This is a genomic window from Streptomyces sp. NPDC001604 (genome assembly GCF_042893475.1).
In the GTDB taxonomy this organism is placed as follows: domain Bacteria; phylum Actinomycetota; class Actinomycetes; order Streptomycetales; family Streptomycetaceae; genus Streptomyces.
Genome location: NZ_JBIAUY010000023.1, coordinates 20,593 through 46,213, shown reverse-complemented (window position 1 = coordinate 46,213; position 25,621 = coordinate 20,593). Strand labels below are relative to the sequence as shown.

Genomic DNA, 25,621 nt, shown 5'->3' with positions numbered 1-25,621 from the left:
CCCTCGGCGGCGATTCGCCGGGAACGCAACCGTCGCACAGGTGCCATCCGGCCCTGCTCAATCCATTGACGCACACGGCCCCCACCTTCACCTTTTGGCCGATATGTCGAACCATGCTCGATATATCGGACATCTGGTCACCTTCACGGTCGTGCCGGGCCTGGCCGACTCGAACGCCTTCTCCTTCCGTGACGCGTCCGGCAACCACCTGCGCCGCTACGACTTCCGGAGCCGCTTCGACGCGAACGACGGCACCCCGACCTTCCCGGCAGGGCAGTTCGTTCGTGCCGGTGGGGGCCTGGGGCTGAGTCGGAGCCGACGTCGCCGTCGGCTCCGACCGGTTCACGTCATACGGGTGTTCAGCCGGTGAACGCGGCCGTCCCGTTCGGTACACCGAGCCCGGACGGACCGTCGTACCCGGTGGTGCCGGTGCAGAGGTACGAGCCGCCGCAGCTGCCGTTGGAGCCGCTGGTGACGTCGTACAGCGCCGAGGTGTGCGCGTACGGGAAGGATGCGGGGTAGGAGCCGGCGGACGGGGCGCCGCCCAGTGCGTAGGTCGCCGCGATCAGCGGGGAGGAGGCGCTGGTGCCGCCGAAGACCATCCAGCCGGTGGCCGAGCGGTAGCTGTCGTAGACCGCGACACCGGTGTTCGGGTCGGCGACCGCGGACACGTCCGCCACCGTGCGGTTGGTGCAGCCGGTGTCCTTCTGCCAGCTGGGCTTGGCGTCGTACGTGGAGCAGCCGGAGCCCGCACCGCTCCACACGGTGTCGGTCCAGCCGCGCGAGTTCGACGCGGTCTTCAGGGACGTACCGCCCACCGCCGTCACGTACTTGGACGCGGCCGGGTACTCCACGCCGTAGCCGTTGTCGCCGGAGGAGACGGTGATGGCGACGCCCGGGTGGTTGAAGTAGCTGGAGTCGTACGTCGCGTCGCTGGAGGACTCGGAGCCGCCGTAGCTGTTGGAGACGAACTTCGCGCCCAGCCGCACGGCGGTGTTGACGGCCGTGCCGAGGTTGGTCATGCTCGCCGAACTGGCCTCCACCAGCAGGATCTTGCAGTTCGGGCAGGCCGCGCTGACCATGTCGAGGTCGAGGGATATCTCCTCGGCCCAGCCGGAGTCGCCGCGCGGGTAGCTGGTGCCGCCGCTCTGGCCGACCTTCTTGAAACAGCCGTTGGCGGTGGTGCAGGCGGGCAGGCCGTACTGGGAGCGGTAGGTGGCGAGGTCGGCCTCGGCGTTGGGGTCGTCGTAGGCGTCGACGATCGCCACCGTCTGGCCCGAACCTCCGCTCGCGGAGGGCAGGTTGTACGCCGACTGCAGCGAGGCGGGGCCGTAGCCGGAGGGCGCGGCGGCGGCCGTCAGGTCGCTCTCGGCGTGTGCCGACTTCGGGGTGCCGGAGGTGACCTGAAGGGCGTTGCAGGCCATCTCGCCCTTCTTCGTCGGTGTCGCACAGGCGTGGGCGACGGTGACGCCGTGGGACGGGGTGGTGGTGGCCTGGGCTGCCTGGCCGAGCGGGGCGGTCAGAGCGAGGGCGGCCGTGGCGAGCGTGGCCACGGCGGTGAGGGAAACGGTTCTGCGCAACGTACGTCCTTCACATCGTGGGTGAACCGGGAAGGGCTGTGGGGGGTGCGCGGTGCGACCTCGGTGCGGGGTGTGCACCGTGATCGCGCAGAACGTATGGATGTCGCGGTCACGACAACAAGGTGGCAGTTGAATCAGGGACGTTTCTTTGCCCTTCCTGAGGCATTGATGTGCTGTTTCTGAGCAAGTCGTGGCCGAAATTCGGCCCGATCATGGCTTGACCGATGTGGCGTGGCGTGACCGGTGCTCCAAAGCAAGCCTTGACAACGACGGGCTCAAGTTTTATTTCAGGACTGAAGGCAAGTGAGGATGAAGCCGCAGCTCGCAGCAGGTGAGGAGGTGGCCGGGAATGCAGGCACGAGATCGCGGAGCGGACCTGTATGCGGTGCTGGGGGTGGAGCCCTCGGCGACGGCCGAGGCGATCACCGCCGCCTTCCGGGCCCGGGTGTGGGAACTGCGTCCCGACACGCGTGTGGACGCGGCCACCGCCGAACGGTTCGGTGAGGCACGGGCGGCGTACGAGACGCTCCGCGATCCGGTCCTGCGCGCGGCCTACGACCGGACGTACGACCGGACGTACGAACGAACGGCGGAGCGGGCAGACGACCGCGGACCTGTCTTCGTGCGGCCGGCCGGTCCCGCCCCGCGGTACGTGGTGGTGCTGGGGGAGGCCCGTCCCGAGCCCCTGCTGCGCGCCGGTCCCGTCCGGTGGAAGCGGCCGTCCGGATGACGCCGACTGACCGGAGACGTGAAGCAGCGCATGGGTGAGGAGGAAGAGCGAGATGGCGCGCTCGGTCGGTATCGACCTGGGAACGACGAACTCGGTGGTCTCGGTCCTCGAGGGCGGCGAGCCCACGGTCATCACGAACACGGAAGGCGCGCGGACCACGCCCTCGGTGGTGGCGTTCGCCAAGAACGGCGAGGTGCTGGTCGGCGAGGTCGCCAAGCGGCAGGCCGTGACGAACGTGGAGCGCACCGCGCGCTCCGTGAAGAGGTACATGGGGGACCACGCGTGGCGGTTCCCGGAGCACGGCAGCATCGACGGCAAGCGGTACACCGCGCAGGAGATCTCCGCACGCGTGCTGCAGAAGCTGAAGCGGGACGCGGAGTCCTATCTCGGCGAGGACGTGACCGACGCGGTGATCACCGTGCCCGCGTACTTCGACGACGCCCAGCGGCAGGCGACGAAGGAGGCCGGTGAGATCGCTGGTCTTAACGTCCTGAGGATCATCAACGAGCCGACGGCCGCCGCGCTGGCCTACGGGCTGGACAAGGAGAACGACCAGACGGTCCTCGTCTTCGACCTCGGCGGCGGCACCTTCGACGTGTCGCTGCTGGAGATGGGTGAGGGCGTCATCGAGGTGAAGGCCACCAACGGCGACACGCACCTGGGCGGTGACGACTGGGACCAGCGGATCGTCGACCACCTGGTCAAGCAGTTCAAGAACCATTACGGCGTGGACCTGTCCAAGGACAAGATGGCCGTGCAGCGGCTGCGCGAGGCGGCGGAGAAGGCGAAGATCGAGCTGTCCAGCTCGTCGGAGACCACCATCAACCTGCCCTACGTCACCGCGTCCGCCGAGGGCCCGCTGCATCTCGACGAGAGGATGACCCGGGCCCAGTTCGAGCAGCTGACCGCCGATCTGCTGGAGCGCTGCAAGGCACCTTTCCACAACGCGATCAAGGACGCCGGGATCAAGGTGTCCGACATCGACCACGTCGTCCTGGTCGGCGGCTCGACGCGCATGCCTGCGGTGACCCAGCTGGTGAAGGAGTTGACCGGCAAGGACCCGCACAAGGGCGTCAACCCGGACGAGGTCGTGGCCGTCGGTGCCAGCCTGCAGGCCGGCGTGCTCAAGGGCGAGGTCAAGGACGTCCTGCTGCTCGACGTCACCCCGCTGTCCCTCGGCATCGAGACCAAGGGCGGCATCATGACCAAGCTGATCGAGCGCAACACGACCATCCCGACCCGCCGTTCGGAGATCTTCACCACGGCCGAGGACAACCAGCCGTCGGTGACGATCCAGGTCTACCAGGGCGAGCGCGAGATCGCCGCGTACAACAAGAAGCTCGGCATGTTCGAGCTGACCGGCATCGCCCCGGCCCCGCGCGGGCTGCCGCAGATCGAGGTCGCCTTCGACATCGACGCCAACGGCATCATGCATGTCTCCGCCAAGGACCTCGGTACCGGCAAGGAGCAGAAGATGACCGTCACCGGCGGCTCCGCGCTGCCCAAGGACGACATCGACCGCATGGTCCGCGAGGCCGAGCAGCACGCCGAGGAGGACCGGCGCCGCAGGGAGGGCGCCGAGACCCGCAACCAGGGTGAGCAGCTCGTCTACTCGACCGAGAAGCTCCTCACGGACAACGCGGACAACATCCCGGCCGACGCGAAGAGCGAGACGGAGACCGCGCTGGCCGACCTGAAGGAGAAGCTGAAGGACGAGAACACGGACACGGCGGCGATCCGCCAGGCGATCGACCGTGCCTCTCAGGCCGCGCAGAAGATCGGCACCGCCCTGTACGAGAAGTCGCGGGCCGAGCAGCCGACGGCGGCCGGGGAGCCGGCAGGGGGCACGGCCGGTGGCTCGTCGGAGGACGAGGTGGTGGACGCCGAGATCGTCGACGACGACAAGCCGGAGGCCGGCTGACGATGACCGGGAGTGGGCCGCAGAGCACCGAACTGCAGCAACTGCGGCGCCTGGTGGAGGAGCGGACCGCCGACCTGCAGCGGGTGAAGGCCGAGTACGACAACTACCGCAAGCGGGTGCGGCGGGACCGCCTGGCCGTCCGCGAGATCGCGGTGGCCAACGTGCTCCGGGCGCTGCTGCCGGTCCTGGACGCCGTCGACCGGGCGTGCGCGCACGAACCGCTCACGCCCGGCCTCAAGGACATCGCCGACAGCCTGAAGGACCAGCTCGGCTCGCTGGGCGTGACGTCGTTCGGTGAGGTGGGCGATCCGTTCGACCCCGCCTGTCACGACGCCCTGACGTACCAGGTCTCCGACCGGGACCGCCTGGTGTGCTCGACCGTCCTCCGCTCCGGTTACCGGCTCGGCGAGCAACTGCTGCGTCCGGCCACCGTGGAGGTCACGGGGCCGGCTCCGCCGCGAGGAACCCGCGCGGAAGCGCCCCCACCGCCGGTGGCCCGCCGTTGATGCGACATCGCCGACGAGGATCTGACACGGCTCCAGGACACGAACCACCTGTCACCTGATAGATCCTATGTATGGCGCTTCATTTGTTGGTCAAGTGGGACGTTAAGCCTTCCAAAACGCTGGCCAGTTCCCCACTTTGAGTCAATCTCGCCCCGGCTATAGACGCTGCCATCCTACGTCTCCTATAAATCCATCCGATGTATCACGCCGTCATCCCCCGATCCATGGAGCCGCCCCATGTCCTCTGCCTCCCTCAGCAGACGCTCTCTGATGAAGGCCGCCGCCCTTGCCGGGGGAGTGGCGGCCTTCGGACTGCCGCAGATCCTGTGGCCCTCGTCCGCCGAGGCGTACGCCGTCCCCTCGAAGATGGACTGGTGGTACCAGGCCAGGTTCGGGATGTTCATCCACTTCGGGTCCTACTCGCAGCTCGGCCAGGGGGAGTGGGCTTTCGACAGTCAGCGGTGGACGAAGGAGAACTACCAGACCCAGGTCAGCAAGAACTTCAACCCGACCCGGTTCAACGCCGCCGCCGTCGCCGAACTGGCCAAGAACGCCGGCATGAAGTACCTCGTGATCACCGCCAAGCACCACGAGGGCTTCGCGATGTGGAACTCCGACGTGGCGAGCTTCACCGACACCACCGGCACCAAGCTGTACAACCTGCACGACTACAGCGGCTTCCAGACCGACCTGCTCGGGGACCTCAAGAGGGAGTGCGAGAGCCGTGGGATCAAGTTCTGCCTGTACTACTCCATCCTCGACTGGAACCATCCTTCACAGGTCGACCGTCACCAGGGCGGTCTCACCACGATGTCCTCGCAGGCCGCCCGCACCGCCTACATCGCCGACATGAAGGCGCAGCTCCAGGAACTCCTGGACCGCTACGACCCGGCGCTGCTGTGGTTCGACGGCGACTGGTCCGGCGAGCCTTCCAGCCCCACCCTTACGGACTGGTGGCTGAAATCGGACGGCGTCGACCTCTACAACTGGCTGATCGCCCGCAAGCCCGGCCTCATCGTCAACGAACGGGTCAAGCGGGACCTGGGTCTCGGCGACTACGCGGTCGCGGAGTTCGGGATACCTGCCCAGCCGATGGACCGGCAGTGGGAGAAGTGCGCCACCATGAACGGCTCGTGGGGTTACAACGCGAGCTATGAGACCCGCTACCGGCCCTTGAAGGACCTCGTCCGGGAACTCGTCACGGTGGTCTCCCGGGACGGCAACTATCTGTTGAACATCGGCCCCACGGGCGAGGGCCTGGTCACCGCCGGAACGGAGACCGTCCTGAACGGCCTGGCCTCGTGGATGTCGACGTACAGCGACAGCATTCACGGCACCAGCGGCAGCCCGTTCGCCACCGAACCGGCGTGGGGGAAGGTGACCAAGAAGAACGGCAAGCTCTTCGCCCACGTCTTCACCTGGCCCACGAACGGCCGGCTCCAGATCCCGGCGCTCGACAACACGATCCGCCGCGTCTATCTGCTGAACGACCCCTCGGCCCCGCTTCCGTACACCGTCGGCGGCGGCACCATCGACGTCACCGTGCCGGCCACCGCGCCGGACGCCAGCGTCAGTGTGGTGTGCGTCGAGGTCCTGGGCATGCCCATCAGGGTTTCCGCGGCCGTGTTCCAGAACGTCGACTACCAGGGCACCAGCGCCGTTCTGCCGCTGGGTGGCTACACCTCCTCCCAGCTGTCCGCCGCCGGGCTGGGGCCCGCCATGGCCTCCTCCGTCCTGGTACCCGACGGCTACCAGGTGACGGGCTACTCCGGCGACAACTTCACCGGCACCGCCTGGACGTTCACCTCGAACACCCCCGACCTCGTGGCGACCGGCAACAATGACGCGATCAGATCACTGAAGGTGACGTTCAGGCCCGACAAGTTCTACCGCCTGACCAATGTCACCAACCACCTGGTGCTGGACAGCGGTGGCAATGTCGCGAGCGGCTCGAACCTGAAGCAGTGGGAGGCGGTGAACAGCACCAATCTCCAGTGGCAGGCAGTCGAACTCGGAAACGGCTACTACCGGCTCGTCAACCGCACCAACGGCATGGTGGCCGACGGCTGGGGCGCCACCGGCAACGGCGACCCGGCCCGGCAGAAGGCGTGGGACGGCAGCAACACCCAGCAGTGGCAGATCATCCACCGCGGCCAAGGCCAGTACTCGATCGCCAACCGCAGCACGGGACTGGTCCTCGACGGCGGCGGAATGGTCGCAGAAGGGTCCGTGACCAAGCAGTGGACGTGGCAGCAGAGCACCAACCTGCTGTGGACGTTCAGCCCGGTCGGCTGACCGGCACCGCCCCGGCGGCATCCCTGACGTCCAGCCCCGCAAGGGCGTGGGCACGTACGTCACGTGGGCTCGCGCCGAGTTCACGGCGGCAGGCCTTGTTGAAGGCCTGGAGGTCGGCGATGCCCACGGCCGCGGCGACGGCGGTGATGGAAAGGGTGGACGACAACAGGAGGTGGCGGGCGCGTTGAAGGCGTCGGTGCCGGATGTACGACACGACCGTCAGGCCGGTCTCGGCACGGAACACACGCGTCAGGTGTGTGTGGGAGATTCCGACGGCGTGAGCGACGTCCGGCACGGACACCGGTCCGGCCAGGTGTTCCTCGACATAGGCCTGTGCGGCGGCCACGAAGGGATGGCGGCGCCCGGCTCCCTCGCCCCTCGCCAACTCGGCGATGCGCCACAGAGCGGTCCAGACCTCGGCCGTGGCTCGCGGGGGAGAGGTCGGCATGGCCGTGACGGCGTGTCGCAGCAGATCGGCCAGGCGGGTGCTCTCGGCCGCGGCGTCCTGCATCACCGGCACCACCCGCGTGGTTCCGCCGTCGGGCAGCCGCAGATGGACGTAGAAATGCTCCGACCTGCCCCGGTAGTGAAAGTGCACCTCGGTGTTCGGCGGCACCAGGCTGACGTGGCCGGGGCGTATGGGGTGGACCGACTGCCCGAGGGACAGAGCACCCTCGTAGTGGTAGAGATGCAGCTGCCACAGATCGGGCAGCCGGAAGACGTCGTGGGTGGTGGAGACGCCGTGCACCCCGATACCGGCAGCGACCACGGTGGGCGCCTCGTCGAGCCGCAATGTCACGTGTTTCACGAGGATGGAAAACTACCAGCACTGGATGATTTCAGCCCACGACCGGAACGGACCCGGCACGTACGTTCGTCGTATGTCAACCAGCAAGCGACTCCTGACATCGGTTCAGGTGGCGCGCTTCGTCGCGCAGGGATTCCTGCGCCTGGACGGGGTGGTGCCACAGGAGATCAATGATCGGGCCATCGCGGCCCTGACCGAGGGCCTGCCGGAAGTGCCCTACGGCACTCCGCTGGGCGGGGCGTTCGCGCCGGACACCTTCGTCCACGAGCTGCTCGCCCTGCCGGTCGTCGCGGGCGCCGTCGAGAGCCTGGTCGGCCCCGAGCCCACCGTCGACCACCATGCGGTTCATGTGCGCGAGCCGCACGAGGGACAGGCGCAGCCGCTGCACGCAGATGCGATCATCGATGTGCGGCCGGACGCGTTCGACATCCAGCTCATGTACTACCCGCACGAGGTGACCGCCGAGATGGGCGGCACCCTCAGCGTGCCCGGAAGCCATCTGCGCAGGATCAACGAGACGGACGTCGGCCGCGTCCAGAACCTCAAGGGGCAGACCCGTCTGACCTGCCCGGCAGGCACCGTCGTCCTTGTGCACCACGGCATCTGGCACGGTGGCCGCCGCAACGACACCGCGGGCCGTCGGTACATGTACAAGCTCCGGCTCAATCCGACCGTGCCGCAGGTGCGTCTGTGGGACCTCTCCGACCTGCACGACCCTGCGGTGACCGCTGAACTCAACAGGTACTTCCCCTGGTACGAGCAGGCCACGGCCCGACTGGAGATCTACAACCGGGTCCTGCTGTGGCGGGCCCTGACCGGTGACGACTCGTTCGACGTCGAGTACTGGGTCACGCGCGTCAGCAACCGGCCGATCCCGAGCAGGAGTCACGCATGAGGCAGCAGGTTCTGGTCCTCTATCTCGCGACGTCCGCGCTGGACTCCCACGTGGTGGGCTGGTCCCGGTACGACGGGACCGGCCGGACCCGTCCGACGACCGGTGACAGCGACGAGCCGCCCTACGCCACAGGTCTTGCCGCACTGCACGACGGCTGGCGCCTGTTCCAGGCCGCCCAACTGCTGCCACCGCAGCCCGGCCACGAGTACGACGTCTCCTTCCTCAAACACGAGTTCTTCTTCGAGAAGCTGGAGGACGGCTCCGGCCCTTGACCCGGCGATCAGTGCGGCTCGGGGAGGGACTGCGCGCACCAGATGGTCTTGCCGTTGGTCGTGTGCCGGGTGCCCCAGCCCTGGGTGAGCTGGGCGACGAGCAACAGGCCCCGGCCGCCCTCGTCGAAGGCGCGGGCCCGGCGCAGGTGCGGAGCGGTGTTGCTGGCGTCGGAGACCTCGCAGATCAGGGAGGTGTCGCGGATCAGCCGCAGCTTGATCGGCGGCTCACCGTATCGGATGGCGTTGGTGACCAGCTCGCTGACGACCAGTTCGGTGACGAAGGCGGCCTCCTCCAGGCCCCAGGCGTCCACCTGGTCGACGGCGAACTTCCTGGCCCGCGGCACCTGGGCGGTGTCGGGCTCGATGTCCCAGTCGGCGACGTGGCGGGGATCCAGCGCGCGAGTGCGAGCGAGGAGCAGGGCGGCGTCGTCCGTACGGCGTTCGGGGAGCATGGCGTCGATCACCGTGTCGCACAGGGCCTCCAGTGAGGTGGTCGAGCGGTTCAGGACCCGATGCAGTTCGGCGATCCCTTCCTCGACGTCGCGCTCGCGGCTTTCCAGCAGTCCGTCGGTGTAGAGGGTCAGCAGGCTGCCCTCGGGCAGCTCCAGCTCGGTGGCCTCGAAAGGCAGACCCCCGATGCCGAGCGGTGGCCCCGCATGGGCGGGTACCGGGCTCCTGGCGCCGTCCGGGGAGATGATCAATGGCAGGGGATGGCCGGCGCTGGCCAGCGTGAGGCGGCGGGAGACCGGGTCGTAGACCGTGTACAGGCAGGTGGCCCCCGTCTCGCCCGTCGGCTGGAAGTCGCCGATGGCCTGGAGGTCGCTGGCGAGGTGCAGGACCAGGTCGTCCAGGTGGGTCAGCAGCTCGTCCGGCGGCAGGTCGACGTCGGCGAGGGTACGCACCGCCGTACGCAGTCGGCCCATGCTGGCCGAGGCGTGCAGTCCGTGACCGACGACATCGCCGACGACCAGGGCGACCCGGGCGCCGGACAGCGGAATGACGTCGAACCAGTCACCCCCCACCTCCGCGCCCGTCCCGGCGGGCAGGTAGCGGGATGCCACCTCGACCGCCTCCTGGCTGGGCAGCCCCTGCGGCAGGAGGCTGCGCTGCAGGGTGAGCGCCGTCGTGCGCTCGTGCGAGTACCGGCGGGCGTTGTCGATGGCCACGGCTGCCTTGGCGGTCAGCTCCTCGGCGAGGATCAGGTCGTCGGCGGTGAAGGCCTCGGGCCGGTCGAGGCGGGAGAAGGCGACGACGCCGAGCAGCGCGCCACGGGCCCGGAGCGGCACGGTGATCCTGCCGGTCAGCCCTTCCGCGGCAAGGGACTCGTCGATCACCGGGTTGTCCGGCGGCCAGTGGGCCGGGTCGGCGGCGAGACCGGGCCCGAAGGCCCATTCGCCGCCCTCGCCCGGTTCGCCGGCGAGTTCCACCGTGGACCTGCCCGTGGTCATGCAGCGGGCGGCGACAGAACCGCGAGGGTGGCCGACCGGCGTCGTGGGACCGGAGGCGGGCTCGGTGTCCTCGTTCGCCCTGTGCCGGGTGGCACGGCTGAGCACGATCGTCTCTCCGGGGCCCGACGCGGACACGGAAGGGGGCTCCTCCCCGCGCAGCACCTCGTCGAAGAGATCCACGGTGACGAGGTCGGCGAATCCCGGCACGGATGTGTCGGCCAGTTCCTGGGCGGTGCCGATCACGTCGAGTGTCCGGCCGATGCCGCCGCTGGCCTTGTTGAGGAGGAGCAGGCGTTGCCGGGCCCAGTACTCGGCGCTCATGTCGAATCCCCAGTTGGCGACCGCGCGGACCCTCCCCTCGGCATCCCGGACGGGCCAGATGCTGGTGGCCCAGGCATTGGCGTAGTTGCTGCCGAGCGGCTGGAAGACGGTGATGAGACGCATGGGCTCGCCCGTCCTCGCCACTTGGGCGAGCGCGTCTGTGTAGGGCTTGTCGTCCCTTTCGGGAAACAGCGTGCGGTCGAATTCGGGGAACAGCTCGCGGTACTTCTTGCCGAGCACCTGCTCCTCCGTGTGGGCGATCACCCGGGCCGACGAGGCGTTGATCCACAGGAACCGCAGCTGGGGGTCGTACACGCCCAGAGCGAAGGGGCTCTGCTCGAAGGCCCGGTCGGCGATCACCGGGCGCCGCCCCCAGCGCTGGATGGTCAGCGCGTGGCCCAGCACCCGGCTGTCGGGGCCGAACAACGGGTGAGCCGCCACCACGGCGTCCAGCGTGGAGCCGTCCCGGTGGCGCAGGGGGATGGAGCCCGTGGGGGCGGGGCCGACGCCGTAGCCCTCCGGAAAGCCGGGCGGCGGCGGGTCGACCAGCAGATCGGCCACGGGGCGGCCGACGGTTTCCTGCGCCGTCCAGCCCAGCAGCAGCCGGGCTCCCTCGCTCCAGCCGCTCACCAAACCGTCGGGGCCCACCACGGCAACGGCAGTGGGGGCGTCCTCGTTGCCGGCCATCTCCACGCGCCATGCCTCCGTCCGGACATCCGTGCCCGTCAGGGCTGGTTTCCAGCGGCTGCTTCCAGCCTAGATCGTCCCCCGCTGCACGGCGCTCCGGCCGGTGCGTTCGGGCTGAAATGTGTCCTGCCGTGGCCTGGGGCGTCCGAGCCGGTGTGCTGCTTGGGCGCCGAGAAGCCGGGTGAACGGTTTCACGTACCAGGAGGTCAAACAGGTCGGCGAGGACCTGGAGCGGATCACCGCCGAGATGACCGGCCGGGCACGTCGCCCCGGACGGGGCCGCCTGCATGGGCCGGCATGCACGAAGAAGGACCCGCACCTCAACGCCGACGGCCACGAGGTGATCGCCGGCGCCTTCGCGGCGGTGCTCGCGGAGAACGACGGGCCCGGCCCGTCCCCGACTCCCAGTGAGTCGGCCACGCCCGGTGCGGATGGGGCGCCGAGCCCCAGCGAGTCCGCCACGCCGGCGCCCGGCACGGGCACGGGCACGGGCACGGGCGCGAGGGCGAACAGTCCGACCGCGAACAGGGATCTCGCCGAGACCGGCGCGTCGAGCAGCACTCCCATGTTCGCGGGGCGGGTCTCGCGGTCGTGGCGGCCGGTGCCGGGGGGTCTACTTCGCGGGCAAGCGCCTGACCGGCGGTAGTAGGCGTCGCCGTCGACCGTCGCGGCCTGCGAGTCCCCTCCTGCGCGTACAGGAGATACGGCACGAGGACGGCGGGCACGCCGAGCAGCAGACCGGTGGCGGTCCAGCGGCGGCGGTGACGCCCGCGGCGCCCGCCGTTCGTGGGGTTGTTCATGGAGGACTGTTCTCCTTGCATGCCCTTCATGAGCCGAAAGCCGGACCCCGGCCCACGGAACCGGCCGGATCTGCTTCCTTGTTGTCACAGGCCTTGCACAGGGTTGCCGTGAGCCGGGAACTTTTTCGGTCACTTCGTGGTGCGGATCCGGGCGTACACGTCGTGACTCTCGGCCCGTTTGATCGCCTTCTTCGCCTGACGGGTTGGGAACCCCGGATTGCGGTCCTACTCTCTGACCCATGCACCCGGCACCCGCAGCAACGCCCCGCCCGGCGCAGGTGTTCTCGACGGCGCGCCTTGCGCCGGCGGAGCGGCTGCGGGCCTGGGAGGAGCACAACGCCGATGCCCTGATCGCCTTGATGTGTCGCGCACCGGGAGGTGAGGACTTCCGGGCGCGTGAGGACAACCTCGACCTCGGGCGGGTGCATCTGGCGCGCGTGCGCACCACGGCGCACGTGGTCGAGCGTCCTGCCGACCTCATCGAACGGCGGCCCACGGGCTCCGTCGCGATCTATGTCTCCCTGCGCGGGGAGGCCCTGTTCCAGCAGGCCGGCCGGCGGCAGGTCGTCCGCCCCGGCGACGTCCTGGTCTGCGACGCCGACGGCAGCTTCGTCCGCGGGTTCGGCCAGGGCCTGGACGAACTGGCGGTGCGAGTGGACCGCGGTGCGCTGCCGGACGGTGTGCACCTCGGGGAACCGGTCATCGTCCGGCGTGACGAGAGCAACCCGTACGGCCGCGCGCTCGCCCGCCTCGTCGGACGCGCCGTCGGTGTCCAGGGCGCGACCCGGCCGGACGAGCAGGCCCTCGTCGACCTCGCGTCCGTGCTGGTGAGCGACGGGGCCACGCGTCCGCCCGTCGTCCACCGCGCGCTCGCCTGCGCCCTCGTCGAGGACCGACTGCACGATCCGCGCCTGTCGGCCCCCGAGGTCGCCGAAAGCGTGGGCATCAGCGTCCGTCAGCTGACCCGCGTCTTCGCCGACGCGGGCACGACGTTCCCGCGCTACGTTCTCGGCCGGCGTCTCGAAGTCGCCTACGGCCTGCTGACGGGGCCGGGCGCCGCCGAGCTGCGCACGGCGACCGTTGCGGCCAGGTGCGGATTCAGCTCGGTCGCCCACTTCTCGCAGACCTTCCACGCACGGTTCGGCATCACCGCGGGCGAGTTGCGTCGTACGGCCGCGAAGCGGGATTGAACGAAAGCAGGCGACAACGGGCGCCACAAGGACGAAGCGCCCTCGAAACAGCCGTGTCATACGGATTTCGGCCGTCCTCCACCCCGTCCTGCCGGATGCGGTCGCGGCCGGGGGCACGCTGCCTTCAAAGCACCGCGAGAAGAAGGCGAGAGGCCCCATGCCCGAGTTCAACGACGGTCAGCGAGAGACCGGACTCCCGACATCGGCGCACGTCGAGACCGATGTCCTGATCGTCGGCTCCGGCCCGGCCGGCGCCTCGGCGGCGCTGTTCCTGTCGACCCTGGGCATCGACAACATCGTGATCACCAAGTACCGGTGGACCGCGAACACACCCCGCGCGCACATCACCAACCAGCGGGCGATGGAGATCTTCCGCGACATGGGGATCGAGGACCAGGTGCTGGCCGACGCCACCGGCCACGAACTCGTCGGTGACACCGTCTTCTGCACCTCCATCGCGGGCGAGGAGATCGGCCGTATCCACACCTGGGGCACCCGGCCCGACCGGGAGGCGGACTACCGGCTGGCCTCGCCCTGTCTCACCGTCGACATCCCGCAGACCTATCTCGAACCGATCCTCGTCAAGAACGCCACCGTCCGCGGCACCCAGACCCGTTTCTCCACGGAGTACCTCTCGCACACGCAGGACGACACGGGCGTCACCGTCCGGGTCCGTGACCGGCTCACCGGCCAGGAGTACGACATCCGGGCGAAGTACCTCATCGGCGCCGACGGCGCCCGCTCCCGGGTCGCCGAGGACATCGGCCTGCCCTACGAGGGCGCGATGGACATCGCCGGTTCGATGAACATCACCTTCAAGGCCGACATCGCCTCCTACGTCGGCCACCGGCCGTCCGTCCTCTACTGGGTGATCCAGCCGGGGGCCAACGTCGGCGGCATCGGCGCGGGTCTGGTGCGGATGGTCCGCCCCTGGAACGAGTGGCTCATCGTGTGGGGCTACGACATCGACTCCGAGCCCCCCGTGGTCGACGAGGCCGAGGCGATCCGCATCGTGCGGCAGCTGCTGGGCATCCCGGACCTCGACGTCGAGATCACCGGCACCAGCCTGTGGGGCAACAACGAGATGTACGCCACCCACCTGCACAAGGGCCGTGTCTTCTGCGCGGGCGACGCCGTCCACCGGCACCCGCCGAGCAACGGCCTGGGCTCCAACACCAGCGTCCAGGACTCCTACAACCTGGCCTGGAAGCTCGCGGCCGTGCTGCGCGGGCAGGCCGACCCCTCGCTGCTGGAGACGTACTCCGTGGAGCGCGCGCCCGTCGCGAAGCGGATCGTCACCCGGGCCAACAAGTCCAGCCGAGAGTTCGTCGACATCTTCCGGGCCCTCGGCGTCCTCGACGCCAAGGACGAGGACGAGATGCGGGCCCTGATCGAGGAGCGGAAGGCCAACACCCCCGAGGGCGCGGCCAAGCGGGCCGCTCTGGTGGCGGCGATGGAGACCAAGAACTACGAGTTCAACGCGCACGGCGTCGAACTCGGCCAGTTCTACGAGTCCGCCGCCGTCGTCTCCGACGGCACCCGCCCCGCCCCGAGCAGGGACGAGGACCTCTACCACGTCATGTCCACCAGCCCCGGCGCGCACCTCCCGCACGCCTGGGTCGGCGACAACGTCACCAAACTCGCCCTGATGGACCTGGCGCCGTACACCCGCTGGACCCTGCTCACGGGCATCGCCGGTGAGGACTGGGCCGGTGCCGCCGAGAAGGTCGCGCAGGACCTCGGTATCCCGATCGAAGCCGTGGTGATCGGCCCCGGCCGCGAGGTGACGGACCTCTACTACGACTGGGCCAAGCTGCGCGAGGTCGAGGAGTCCGGAGCGATCCTGGTGCGCCCCGACAAACACGTCGCCTGGCGCTCGATGAGCCTCGCCGACGACCCCGAGGCGGCCCTGCGCGGCGCCCTCGTCCAGCTGCTCGGAAAGGCGTGACCGTGCGGTTCATCCACGAGACCCTGCCGCAGCGGGTCGTCTTCGCCCCCGGCGCGGCGCCGGCCGCGGTGGCCGCCGAGGTGGCCGCGCTGAAGGCGACGAAGGTGATGCTGATCGCCGCACCGGCGGAGGCGGCCTTCGCCGACCGCCTCGGCGCGAACCTGCCGGTGGCGGTGCGCCATGACGAGGTCGTCATGCATGTCCCGGTCGACGTCGCCGAGCGCGCCCGGAAGGCCGCGACGGAGGGTTCCGTGGACGCGCTGGTGTGCGTCGGCGGCGGCTCGACGACCGGCCTGGCCAAGGCGGTGGCGCTGACGACCGGCCTGCCGATCGTGGCCGTCCCCACCACGTACGCCGGTTCGGAGGCGACGAACGTCTGGGGCCTGACCGAGGGCGAGGTGAAGACGACCGGGGTCGACCCGCGGGTCCTGCCGCGCTCGATCGTCTACGACGCCTCGCTGCTGTCGAGCCTGCCGGTGGAGATGTCCGTGGCCAGCGGGCTCAACGCCCTGGCCCACTGCGTCGACTCCATGTGGGGGCCACGCGCCGACCCCGTCGACCGTGCCCTGGCGGCCGAGGGAATCCGCGGCCTGGCCCAGGGCCTGCCCGCCGTGGCCGCCGACCCGGCCGGACTGGAGGGGCGCGAACAGACGCTGTACGGCGCCTACTTGGCCGCCGTCGCCTTCGCCTCGGCCGGCTCGGGCCTGCACCACAAGATCTGCCATGTGCTGGGCGGCATGTTCAACCTGCCGCACGCCCAGACCCACGCCGTGGTGCTGCCGCACGTGCTCGCCTTCAACGCCCCGGCCGTACCGGAGACCGAGCGGCGCATCGCAGAGGCCTTCGGCAGCCGGACGGCGGTGGCAGGCCTCACCGCACTGCGCCAGACGCTCAACGCCCCGCGCGCGCTGCGCGACTACGGCATGCCCGAGGACGGCATCGCCCGCGCGGTCGCTCCCGTCCTGGCCGCCGTTCCCGTCGGCAACCCCACTGCCGTCACCGAGGAGAACCTGACCGCGCTGCTGCGCGCGGCCTGGGAAGGAAGTGACCCCGTATGACGCTCCACGATGTGTCCTCCGAGCAGGCGGCCAGGGAGGAAGACCTGGTCGCGCGCGTACAGCGTTCCTTCGACGCCTGCCAGGACCCGCGCCTGAAGGAGCTGATGCAGGCGATCGTCAAGCACCTGCACGCCTTCCTGCGCGACGTCCGCCTCACCGAGGAGGAGTGGAACAAGGGCATCGAGTTCCTCACCGCCGTCGGTCATCTGACCGACGACAAGCGCCAGGAGTTCATCCTGCTCTCCGACACGCTCGGGGCGTCGATGCAGACGATCGCCATCAACAACGAGGCCTACGGCGACGCCACCGAGGCCACCGTCTTCGGCCCCTTCTTCGTCGAGGGCTCCCCGAGGGTCGAGCCGGGCGGGGACCTGTCCTTCGGGGCCGCCGGCGAGCCCTGCTGGGTCGAGGGGACCGTCTCCGACGCCGACGGCAACCCGATCGCCGGGGCGAGGATCGAGGTGTGGGAGGCGGACGAGGACGGGTTCTACGACGTCCAGTACGACGACGACCGGGTGGCCGCCCGCGCGCACCTGTTCACGGAGGCCGACGGCAGCTACCGCTTCTGGGGCGTCACACCGACGCCGTACCCGATCCCGCACGACGGCCCCGTGGGCAGGATGCTGGCGGCGACCGGCCGCTCGCCGATGCGTGCCTCGCACCTGCACTTCATGGTCGAGGCGCCCGGGTGCCGCACCCTGGTCACGCACATCTTCGTCCGGGGCGACGAGCTGCTCGACTCCGACACGGTCTTCGGCGTCAAGGAGTCCCTGGTCAAGGACTTCGACCGGCGTCCGGCGGGCACGCCGACACCCGACGGGCGGGCCGTCGACGGCACCTGGACCCAGGTCCGCTTCGACATCGTCCTCGCCCCCGCCGACGGCCGGGGATGACCCGCGTCCGCGGCAGGGTCCCGCCTGCCGCGGACGACCACGCACGGGCCCGCGTCACCGATCCGGCCCGCCGGCGAGGAGCGTTGCTCACACGTTGCGACCGGGACCGCGGCGCAGCACAGGGCGCAGATCCTCGATGACGTTGGGGTCGTCCACCGTCGAGGGGATGGGCTCGTCCAGGCCGTCGGCGATGCCGCGCATCGTCTTGCGCAGGATCTTTCCGGAGCGGGTCTTGGGCAGGGCCCGTACGACGGCGACGTCCTTGAGGGAGGCGACGGCACCGATGTGTTCGCGGACCAGCTGGACGAGTTCGGCCTCGACCTCGGCCGGTTCGCGGACGGTGCCCGCCTTCAGGACGACGAGGCCGCGCGGGATCTGTCCCTTGAGGGCGTCGGCGACGCCGATGACGGCGCATTCGGCGACGTCGGGATGGGTGGCCAGGACCTCTTCCATGCTGCCGGTGGACAGCCGGTGTCCGGCGACGTTGATGACGTCGTCGGTGCGCCCCATGACGAACACATAGCCGTCGGCATCGATGTGCCCGCTGTCGCCGGTGAGGTAGTAGCCGTCGAAGGCCGAGAGGTAGGAGCCGATGAAACGGTCGTCGTCGTTCCAGAGAGTGGGCAACGCACCGGGCGGCAGGGGCAGTCTGACGACGATCGCGCCGTCGACACCGGGTGGCACGGGCTGCCCGGAGGGGTCCAGGACGCGGACGTCCCAGCCCGGCAGCGGACGGGTGGGGGAACCGGGTTTGACCGGGGCGGCCTCGATGCCGACCGGGTTGGCGACGATGGGCCAGCCGGTCTCCGTCTGCCACCAGTGGTCGATCACCGGGATGTCGAGGAGGGCGCTCGCCCAGTGGTAGGTCTCGGGGTCGAGGCGCTCGCCTGCGAGGAAGAGGTAGCGCAGGCGGGACAGGTCGTACTCCGCGGCGAGGGCGCCCTTCGGGTCCTCCTTCCTGATGGCCCGGAAGGCAGTCGGCGCGGTGAACATGGTCTTGACGCCGTACTCGGCGGCGACGCGCCAGAACTGGCCCGCGTCCGGCGTGCCGACCGGCTTGCCCTCGTACAGCACGGTCGTGGCGCCGGCCAGCAGCGGGCCGTAGACGATGTACGAGTGCCCGACCACCCAGCCCACGTCGGAGCCGGTGAACATGGTCTCGCCCCGGCCGATGTCGTACACGGCGCCCATCGACCAGTGCAGGGCCACCGCGTAACCGCCGCAGTCGCGGACGACTCCCTTGGGCTTTCCCGTCGTCCCGGACGTGTAGAGGATGTAGAGCGGATCCGTCGCGGCCACCGGCACACAGTCGACCTGCTTCGCGGTGGCCACCAGTTCGGCCCAGTCGAGGTCGTCGGGCCCCAACTCGGCTCGCTCCTGCGGCCGTTGCACGATCACGCTCTTCTCCGGCCGGTGTCCGGCGAGTTCGATCGCGCGGTCCAGCAGCGGCTTGTACGGGATGACCCGCTTGCCCTCGATGCCGCACGAGGCGGAGACGATCACCTTCGGGGCGGCGTCGTCGATGCGGACGGCGAGTTCCGGCGGCGCGAACCCGCCGAAGACGACCGAGTGGATGGCACCGATGCGGGCACAGGCCAGCATGGCGATGGCCGCCTCGGGGATCATCGGCATATAGATGACCACCCGGTCGCCGTGCCCCACGCCGAGCCGCGTCAGGCCTCCGGCGAAGGCCGCCACCTCGTCCCTCAGCTGTGCGTAGGTGTAGGTGTGCCGCGTGCCGGTGACGGGGGAGTCGTGGACGAGAGCGGGCTGATCACCCAGGCCGGCCTCGACGTGCCGGTCGAGCGCGTTGAAACAGACGTTGAGCCGCCCGTCGGGAAACCAGCGGTAGAAGGGCGCACCGGAGGAATCCAGGGCGCGTTGCGGAGCGACATCCCAGTCGATGCCCTCCGCGGCCCTCAGCCAGAAGCCGTCCGGGTCTTCGGTACTGGAGCGGAAGACATCCTCGTACGTTCCCATCGCGCACTCCTCGGTGGCATCGGGGGCAGGTGGGCAACGGCGTGCAGAACGCTGTAGGCGCAGGCTTTTTCTATCGTCACCATGGCGGGCCGGCCAGTAGAACCCCGGGTCCCCCCTCCTTCGCCAGGTGCTCCCGCGCCCCTAACCCCTGACCGCGACCAGCACGTTCTCTTCGAAGGGACCGCCCTTCACGGTGATCTCCTTCACCGTGCCGATGCCCTTGGCGTAGTACTTGTTGTCGACGACGCCGGGCTCCAGTGGTGTCCATTCCTTGGTGCGGAGGGTGCCAGTGAAGCTCTTGTACGGGACGGACACGCGGGAGGTGAGATTCAGGACCTGGAAGTGGTCCTCGGCCTGGCCGGGGTAGTACTCCTGCTGCCCGCCGGCCCCGGGCACGGGGTGGGCGGGGAGGAAGATGCCGGGCCGGGCGCCGTTCTGGCCGGCGTGCCAGGTTCCCTCGGTGGAGACCATGTTGCCCTGGGCATCGAGTTCGGCGGTGTCCTCGCCGAAGTACCAGACGTTGCCGTTGGCGTCCTGGGCGTAGTAGTCGCGCGTGGCCTCATGAAGCGTGCGGCCGACGTAGAGGCGGTCCAGTACGACACGGCAGCGGATGCCGGTGATCTTCTGGGTCTCCCGGCTGCTGGTGAGGTACTCGGTGGACTTCGCCCCGTCCTTGACGCCGCTGTACACCAGGGTCCGTCCCGGGGTGAGGGGGAACCACGGGTTGTCGACGGTCGCCGAGAAACTGTGCGGAGACGGGGTGGCCGCCGTGGCCTCGTGGTGCGGGCTCGAACCCGGTGAACAAGCCGTCGAGACGAGTACGGCCGCGCAGCCGACGGCGGTGAGAGCCAGCGCCGTGCGCACCGCATCGGAGCGGCCCGTGGATATGCGGATCATGGCGACTCCCTGGTCAGGCGGTGGGCTTCCAGCCTGCTCGCCCGGGGCTAAGGGGACCCTGAGACGGGCCACGCGCCCCACCCGGCCGACTCAGCGTCCTCTTAACCACGCGCACTACGCTGGACACAGCAGGGCCTGTCCGAGGAGGCGCCATGCGGATTCTCGTGGTCGAGGACGAAGCCCCCATGGCGGAGCTGCTGCGACGCTGCCTTGCGGAGAACGGCTTCGCGGTCGACGTGGCCCCCACCGGCGAGGACGGCCTCTGGTACACGGGGGAGAGCGACTACGACGCGATCGTCCTGGACGTGATGCTGCCGGGCAAGGACGGGTTCGGCGTGCTGCGCGAGATGCGCGCCGCCGGCTCATGGGCGCCCGTGCTGCTGCTCACCGCGCGCGATGCCGTCGAGGACCGTGTACGGGGCCTCGACCTGGGCGCGGACGACTACCTCGTCAAACCCTTCGCGCTCGCCGAGCTGCTGTCCCGGCTGCGTGCCCTGATGCGCCGTGGCGCCCGCGAGCGGCCCGCCGTGCTGACCGTGGGCGATCTCAGCCTCGACCCGGCGACCCGCTCAGTGGTCCGCGACGGCAGGCCGATCACCTTGACGGCCAAGGAGTTCGCCCTGCTGGAATGCCTGATGCGGCGGCCCGGCCAGGTGCTCTCCAAGTCCGAACTGATCGAGCACGTCTGGGACTTCACCTTCGACGCGGACTCGAATGTCGTGGAGGTGTACGTCGGCTATCTCCGGCAGAAGATCGACCGGCCCTTCGGACGGCAGTCCCTGCGCACATCCCGTGGCGCCGGCTACTGGCTGCGCGACGATTCGGCCGACCGGACAGTGCGCGCGAAGCAGGCCGGCCATGCTCACGGCGTTCTCTAGGCTGCCCGTCCGACTCCGGCTGACGCTCGCGTTCTGCCTGGGGATGGCGGCGCTGATGACTGCGCTGGGCGCTTTCCTCTACACCCGGATGGGTACGGAACTGACCCGCGCCATCGACCTGGACCTGCGCGCACGGGCCGCGGCCTCGGTCAGCTCGCTGACCCAGCGTGAGCGGGCGCCGCTGGACGCGGGACGCGGGCTCATCGACCCCGACGAGTCGTTCGGCCAGATCCTGTCGCCGAGCGGCGACGTGGTGGAGACGACCCCCGCCGTCGCGGCGGCGCCGATGCTGCCGCCGGGCACCACCCGTATCGTCGACAAGCCGGTCTTCCTCGACCGCCGAGTCGTGGGTGTCGACGATCCGGCCCGGCTGCTCGCCGTACCGGTCCGGCTGCCGGGTGCGGTCTCTCAGCACGCCGTCCTCGTGGTCGGTGCACCGCTCGGCGACCGCGCGGAGGCCCTGCACCGACTCCTTGTCCTGCTGCTCGCCGGCGGCCCGCTCGCCCTGTTCGCGTCCTCGTACGCCGGATGGCTGCTGGCAGGCGCCGCGCTGCGCCCGGTCGAGCGCATCCGCCGGGAGGCTGCCGCGATCTCCGAGACCGAGCCCGAGCGGCGGCTGACCGTTCCGCCGGCCCGGGACGAACTCGCCCGGCTCACGGACACGCTCAACGCCATGCTCGCCCGCCTCCAGGAGGCCCTGGAGCGCGAGCACCGCTTCGTCGACATGGCCGGACACGAACTGCGCACGCCCCTGGCGCTGCTCAGGGCCCAGCTCGAACTGGCCACGGCACGTCCGCGCGACCGGGCCGAGCTGGAAGCCGCCGTACGGTCGGCCACCGCCGAGACCGACCGGCTGGTCGGCCTCGCCGAGGACCTCCTCGTCCTCGCCCGTACCCGAGGAGGCCGACTCCCGCTGCGTCGCGAGCCCGTATCGCTCGAGCCGCTGCTCACCCACGCGGCCGACGCGTTCCGGACCCGTGCCGTCGCCCAGGGAGCGACCATCGCCGTCGAACCTCCCGGCCTCCCCGAAGCCACGGCCGACCTCGATCCGGTTCGCCTGCGCCAGGTCCTGCACAACCTCCTGGACAACGCCCTGCGCCACTCAGGACCCTCGGGCCCGGGCCGCATCACCCTGGGCGCCGACCGCGTCGATGGCGTGATGCACCTGCGCGTGCACGATCAGGGCCAAGGCTTCCCGCGCGCCGTGCTCGCCGGTCCACCACCGGACCGGCTCCCCGATGCGCAGGCCGCCGGGCTCGGCCTGTTCGTCGTAGGGATGATCGCCGAATCCCATGGCGGCGGGGTGACCCTGGCCAACCGGCCGGCGGGCGGAGCCCTCGTCACCGTGAGCCTGCCGACCTCGCATGCCTGAGGCCGTCTCCTGCGCCCGCCGCTGGGCGCCGGCCCGCGCGTGATCCGTGCGGGCGTTCGGCGTCAGGTAGCTTTTTTATGTCTGTTTATTCCTTTCTGGGGTGTTCGGTGTCGTGGGATGGTTCCACTCGCTTCGAAAACCGGCGGCGGAGGAGGCTGTCGCGCACCCGGGCCTGCCCGCCCAGGACCTCGGCGTGTCATCGCAGCTGGCCGCGCTGCGTACGGCGGCGGCTCGGATCGGCACCACGCTGGACGAAGGCACCACGTGCGGGGAGCTGACTCGTGAGGCCGCCAGGCAGACGGGCGGAACCGCGGCGCTGCTGCGGCCGAGAACGCAGACCGGCATCGCATACGAGGCCGTCAGCGGGAACCCGGCCGTGCTGCCTGATGCCCGGTGGGCCGCCCCTGCGACACAAGAGGCGCCGGGGCCGGAAGAGAACAGGGCCGCTTGCCCGGTGCCGGGCGGGCCCGGCCCCGCCTTGTGCGTGCCACTGGCCACCCACGGGCACCACTACGGCACGCTTGTGTGCGCCCGGGGCGTCGCACCCTTCACCGGCCTGGAGGCGGCATTCCTCGCCTTTCTCGCCGAGCACGCCGCCGCCCACATCCGGCATGCCCGGGAGCACGACCAGGTCAGCGGCATCGTCGGCAAGCTGCAGCGCGCCCTGCTCGCGGACCCCGGCCGCCCGCACCCCAACCTGGACGTCGCCATCCGCTACCTGCCGGTCGGGCAGAGCGCCGTGGTCGGCGGCGACTGGTGCGAGGCCGTCCGGCTGCACTTCGGCCGGACCCTGCTCATCGTCGGCGACGTCATGGGGCACGGCCTGGATGCGGCCGTCGACATGACCGCCTACCGCTCCTCTCTGCGCTACATCGCCTCCGCCGACCTGCCGCCTCACCGCGTGCTGCGCCAGCTCGACGACATCGCCTCCAGGGAGCCGGACCGCCGACCGGCCACCTGTCTGATCGCGCGCCTCGATCCCAACCGCGGCCAGGTGACCCTGGCCAGCGCCGGACACCTGCCCCCAGCCGTCATCGACGGACAGGGTCGTACCGCCCTGTTGCCGATTCCTGTCGGCCCGCCGCTGGGCACCGGCCTGGGGGGCTACGAATCGGCCACGTACCGGCTGGAGTCGTCCCAGACGCTGATGCTCTTCACGGACGGGCTCGTAGAGCGTCGCGGCGAGGACATCGATCAGTCCTTGGCCAGGCTGTCAGGCGTCGGCATCGAAGGCGGCGCGGGTGTGGAGGCCGTCCTCGACACCATGCTCGCCCGCCTCGACGCCGGCCACGCCGAGGACGACGTGGCCGTCCTGGCCGCCCGGCTGCACCATCGCCCCTACGACGCGCGACGCTGAACACCCTGCACCTGTGCCTGCCCACGTCGGAGAAGGGCGTCAGCCGAAGCGGCCCGACACGTAGTCCGCCGTGCGCTGGTCCTGCGGGGTGCCGAAGATGTCCTCCGTGGGGCCCGCCTCCACGATTCCCCCGGGGGTGCCCTGTTCGGCGAGGAAGAAGGCGCACTGCTGGGAGACCCGGGCGGCCTGCTGCATGTTGTGGGTGACGATGACGACCGTGACCTCGTCGGCCAGTTCCTGGATCGTCTCCTCGACGCGGCGGGTGGAGGTGGGATCGAGGGCCGAGCACGGCTCGTCCATCAGAAGGACTCGGGGGCGTACCGCCAACGCCCTTGCGATGCACAGGCGTTGCTGCTGTCCGCCGGAGAGCGCGCCGCCGGGCTTGCGGAGCCGGTCGTGGACCTCCTTCCACAGGCCGGCCCGGGACAGGGACTCCTCCACCAGCTCGTCCTTCTCGCCGCGCCCCACGCGCCGGCCGGTCAGGCGCAGGCCCGCCACCACGTTGTCGTAGATCGACATGGCGGGGAAGGGGTTGGGCTTCTGGAAGACCATGCCGATGCGCCGGCGGGCGTCCGTCAGGCGCCAGGACGGGTCGTAGATGTCCTCACCCTCGAAGAGCACCTCGCCGCCGAACTGCGCCGCCGGGATCAGCTCGTGCATGCGGTTGAGCGTGCGCAGGAACGTCGACTTGCCGCAGCCGGACGGGCCGATCAGTGCGGTCACCCGGCCCGCGGGCATGGTCAGCGACACGCGGCTGAGCACCTGGTGGCTGCCGAACCAGGCCGAGACGGCGCGGGCTTCGAGGGTGGCGGGGGCGGCGGTCTGCACCGCCGGCAGGACGATCGTGTCGGTCATAGCGGTCACCTCACATCAGGTTGGGCAGGAGTTCGGTCATACGTGTGGCGACCTGGAGGCCCAGCACCGCGACGACCGGGGCGAAGACGATCCATGTCTGGTGGCGGCCCCAGCGGTGCCAGGCCCATACGGCGGCCACCGCGGCGAGCAGCAGCGCCTGCAACCACATCACCAGCGGCCACGGCACCCCGGACGGACGGGCCAGCGGCTCCTCGGAGCCGGGGAGTGTGCCGGAGCGGATCACCGCCGGCGGGGTCTGGAACGGCGCGGAGACCAGATCGGCGTCGACGCGCAGGACGCCGGCCGGCACGAAGCGGGCGCCGGTGGCCGTGACCAGGACGAGACGGCCCTTGCCGGCGGGCGCGGCGGCGGGCGCCGGGTCACCGGCCCGTCGTACGTCGAGGACCTGGTACGTCGCCCTGCCCTGCCCGGTGATCACCGTGACCCTGTCGCCCGCGGTGAGCGAGGCGAGTCTCGCGAAGGGGCCGCCGTAGGCCGCGGCACGGCCCATCAGGACGCTGGTGCCGGACTGGCCGGGCATCGGGGTGTCCCGGCGGTGGCCGGGGCCGTCGGTCAGGACCGAGGAGTCGGTGCCTTCGCGGACCACCTGGGTCATCCCCAGCCTGGGCACGTCGACGATCGCGACCGGCGTGCCGGGGGCGAGCAGTCTGCCCTGCTGGTCGGTCTGGGCCACCGGGGCGGTGCCCAGGGCGAGTTGCCCGCGCAGCTCGTCGAACGCGGCGTGCTGCGCGGAGTGTTCCTGGACGCCGCTGACCAGCAGCAGCTGTGCGGTGATGCCGAGCAGCAGGGCGGCCAGGCTGAGCAGGCTGCCCCGGGCGAGGTGGCGGACCACGGTGACGCTCCGGGCGCGCGTGAGCGTGAGGGGTACGGCGACCGTCACGGCGGCCCGCCTCCTTTGCGAGGTTCGAG

At 70.3% G+C, this 25,621-nt stretch carries 21 protein-coding genes and 1 pseudogene; 15 read left to right on the top strand and 7 right to left on the bottom strand.

Annotated elements, in window-relative coordinates:
* Positions 1-139: 139 nt before the first annotated feature.
* Positions 140-265, top strand: a pseudogene (locus ACFY1E_RS41195) (AbfB domain-containing protein); the annotation flags it as partial.
* Between the two features lie 94 nt (positions 266-359).
* On the opposite strand, the gene ACFY1E_RS41190 reads toward ACFY1E_RS41195, so the two are convergent.
* Positions 360-1,580, bottom strand: a complete 1,221-nt coding sequence (locus ACFY1E_RS41190) for a peptidase S8 (RefSeq protein ID WP_389085922.1) — start codon at positions 1,578-1,580, stop codon at positions 360-362.
* A gap of 349 nt (positions 1,581-1,929) precedes the next feature.
* Here ACFY1E_RS41190 and ACFY1E_RS41185 point away from each other — a divergent pair, with 349 nt between their 5' ends.
* From ACFY1E_RS41185 to ACFY1E_RS41170, 4 genes are all read left to right on the top strand, one after another.
* The gene (locus tag ACFY1E_RS41185; protein WP_389085921.1) at positions 1,930-2,310 is read left to right on the top strand and encodes a J domain-containing protein; all 381 of its coding nucleotides are present in this window, start codon (positions 1,930-1,932) and stop codon (positions 2,308-2,310) included.
* Between the two features lie 52 nt (positions 2,311-2,362).
* Entirely contained in the window at positions 2,363-4,231 is a 1,869-nt protein-coding gene (gene dnaK / locus ACFY1E_RS41180; protein ID WP_389085918.1) for a molecular chaperone DnaK, read from the top strand.
* Positions 4,232-4,233: 2 nt separating this feature from the next.
* Positions 4,234-4,737, top strand: coding sequence for a nucleotide exchange factor GrpE (gene grpE / locus ACFY1E_RS41175; RefSeq protein WP_389085916.1), 504 nt, complete (start codon positions 4,234-4,236; stop codon positions 4,735-4,737).
* A 237-nt stretch (positions 4,738-4,974) separates the two neighbouring features.
* Positions 4,975-7,032 (top strand): alpha-L-fucosidase, encoded by a 2,058-nt coding sequence (locus tag ACFY1E_RS41170; RefSeq protein ID WP_389085914.1) that lies wholly within the window; start codon positions 4,975-4,977, stop codon positions 7,030-7,032.
* On the opposite strand, the gene ACFY1E_RS41165 is transcribed toward ACFY1E_RS41170, so the two are convergent.
* Entirely contained in the window at positions 7,016-7,831 is an 816-nt protein-coding gene (locus ACFY1E_RS41165) for a helix-turn-helix domain-containing protein (protein WP_389085911.1), read from the bottom strand. The two genes, ACFY1E_RS41170 and ACFY1E_RS41165, sit on opposite strands and share 17 nt — an antisense overlap.
* 82 nt (positions 7,832-7,913) lie before the next feature.
* On the opposite strand from ACFY1E_RS41165, the gene ACFY1E_RS41160 reads away from it, so the two are divergent.
* Entirely contained in the window at positions 7,914-8,735 is an 822-nt protein-coding gene (locus tag ACFY1E_RS41160; protein WP_389085909.1) for a phytanoyl-CoA dioxygenase family protein, read from the top strand.
* On the top strand, positions 8,732-9,007 hold the full coding sequence (locus ACFY1E_RS41155; protein ID WP_389085906.1) for a hypothetical protein: 276 nt from the start codon (positions 8,732-8,734) through the stop codon (positions 9,005-9,007). Before ACFY1E_RS41160 ends, ACFY1E_RS41155 begins: the two co-directional genes overlap by 4 nt.
* Positions 9,008-9,015: 8 nt before the next feature.
* On the opposite strand, the gene ACFY1E_RS41150 is transcribed toward ACFY1E_RS41155, so the two are convergent.
* Positions 9,016-11,463: a SpoIIE family protein phosphatase gene (locus ACFY1E_RS41150; protein ID WP_389086208.1), complete on the bottom strand. Its 2,448-nt coding sequence runs from the start codon at positions 11,461-11,463 to the stop codon at positions 9,016-9,018.
* Between the two features lie 181 nt (positions 11,464-11,644).
* Between ACFY1E_RS41150 and ACFY1E_RS41145 the strand changes: the two genes are divergently transcribed.
* The 5 genes from ACFY1E_RS41145 to ACFY1E_RS41125 all read left to right on the top strand — a co-directional run bounded on the left by ACFY1E_RS41145 (position 11,645) and on the right by ACFY1E_RS41125 (position 17,352).
* On the top strand, positions 11,645-12,109 hold the full coding sequence (locus ACFY1E_RS41145; protein WP_389086227.1) for a hypothetical protein: 465 nt from the start codon (positions 11,645-11,647) through the stop codon (positions 12,107-12,109).
* A 393-nt stretch (positions 12,110-12,502) separates the two neighbouring features.
* Positions 12,503-13,453 carry a helix-turn-helix domain-containing protein gene (locus ACFY1E_RS41140; RefSeq protein WP_389085904.1) on the top strand — a complete coding sequence of 317 codons (951 nt, stop codon included), beginning with the start codon at positions 12,503-12,505 and terminating at the stop codon, positions 13,451-13,453.
* A gap of 157 nt (positions 13,454-13,610) precedes the next feature.
* Positions 13,611-15,401: an FAD-dependent oxidoreductase gene (locus ACFY1E_RS41135; protein ID WP_389085902.1), complete on the top strand. Its 1,791-nt coding sequence runs from the start codon at positions 13,611-13,613 to the stop codon at positions 15,399-15,401.
* A 2-nt stretch (positions 15,402-15,403) separates the two neighbouring features.
* Positions 15,404-16,459 carry a maleylacetate reductase gene (locus ACFY1E_RS41130; RefSeq protein ID WP_389085899.1) on the top strand — a complete coding sequence of 352 codons (1,056 nt, stop codon included), beginning with the start codon at positions 15,404-15,406 and terminating at the stop codon, positions 16,457-16,459.
* Complete coding sequence (locus tag ACFY1E_RS41125) at positions 16,456-17,352, top strand: intradiol ring-cleavage dioxygenase (RefSeq protein ID WP_389085897.1); 897 nt, start codon at positions 16,456-16,458, stop codon at positions 17,350-17,352. The genes ACFY1E_RS41130 and ACFY1E_RS41125 overlap by 4 nt, the downstream gene beginning before the upstream one ends.
* Positions 17,353-17,439: 87 nt before the next feature.
* On the opposite strand, the gene ACFY1E_RS41120 is transcribed toward ACFY1E_RS41125, so the two are convergent.
* Together ACFY1E_RS41120 and ACFY1E_RS41115 are read right to left on the bottom strand one after the other, a co-directional pair.
* On the bottom strand, positions 17,440-19,332 hold the full coding sequence (locus tag ACFY1E_RS41120; RefSeq protein ID WP_389085895.1) for a propionyl-CoA synthetase: 1,893 nt from the start codon (positions 19,330-19,332) through the stop codon (positions 17,440-17,442).
* 141 nt (positions 19,333-19,473) lie between these two features.
* Positions 19,474-20,229 (bottom strand): hypothetical protein, encoded by a 756-nt coding sequence (locus ACFY1E_RS41115; protein ID WP_389085893.1) that lies wholly within the window; start codon positions 20,227-20,229, stop codon positions 19,474-19,476.
* Between the two features lie 152 nt (positions 20,230-20,381).
* Here ACFY1E_RS41115 and ACFY1E_RS41110 point away from each other — a divergent pair, with 152 nt between their 5' ends.
* The 3 genes from ACFY1E_RS41110 (at position 20,382) to ACFY1E_RS41100 (ending at position 23,836) form a co-directional block, all read left to right on the top strand.
* Positions 20,382-21,107, top strand: coding sequence for a response regulator transcription factor (locus ACFY1E_RS41110; protein ID WP_389085891.1), 726 nt, complete (start codon positions 20,382-20,384; stop codon positions 21,105-21,107).
* Positions 21,088-22,479: an ATP-binding protein gene (locus ACFY1E_RS41105; RefSeq protein ID WP_389085888.1), complete on the top strand. Its 1,392-nt coding sequence runs from the start codon at positions 21,088-21,090 to the stop codon at positions 22,477-22,479. Before ACFY1E_RS41110 ends, ACFY1E_RS41105 begins: the two co-directional genes overlap by 20 nt.
* Positions 22,480-22,672: 193 nt before the next feature.
* Positions 22,673-23,836 carry a PP2C family protein-serine/threonine phosphatase gene (locus tag ACFY1E_RS41100; protein ID WP_389085886.1) on the top strand — a complete coding sequence of 388 codons (1,164 nt, stop codon included), beginning with the start codon at positions 22,673-22,675 and terminating at the stop codon, positions 23,834-23,836.
* A 39-nt stretch (positions 23,837-23,875) separates the two neighbouring features.
* On the opposite strand, the gene pstB is transcribed toward ACFY1E_RS41100, so the two are convergent.
* Both pstB and ACFY1E_RS41090 read right to left on the bottom strand, forming a co-directional pair.
* Complete coding sequence (gene pstB / locus ACFY1E_RS41095) at positions 23,876-24,691, bottom strand: phosphate ABC transporter ATP-binding protein PstB (RefSeq protein WP_389085883.1); 816 nt, start codon at positions 24,689-24,691, stop codon at positions 23,876-23,878.
* Between the two features lie 10 nt (positions 24,692-24,701).
* A complete protein-coding gene (locus ACFY1E_RS41090; protein ID WP_389085881.1) occupies positions 24,702-25,592 on the bottom strand; it encodes a sortase in 891 nt (296 codons plus the stop codon).
* Positions 25,593-25,621 lie beyond the last annotated feature (29 nt).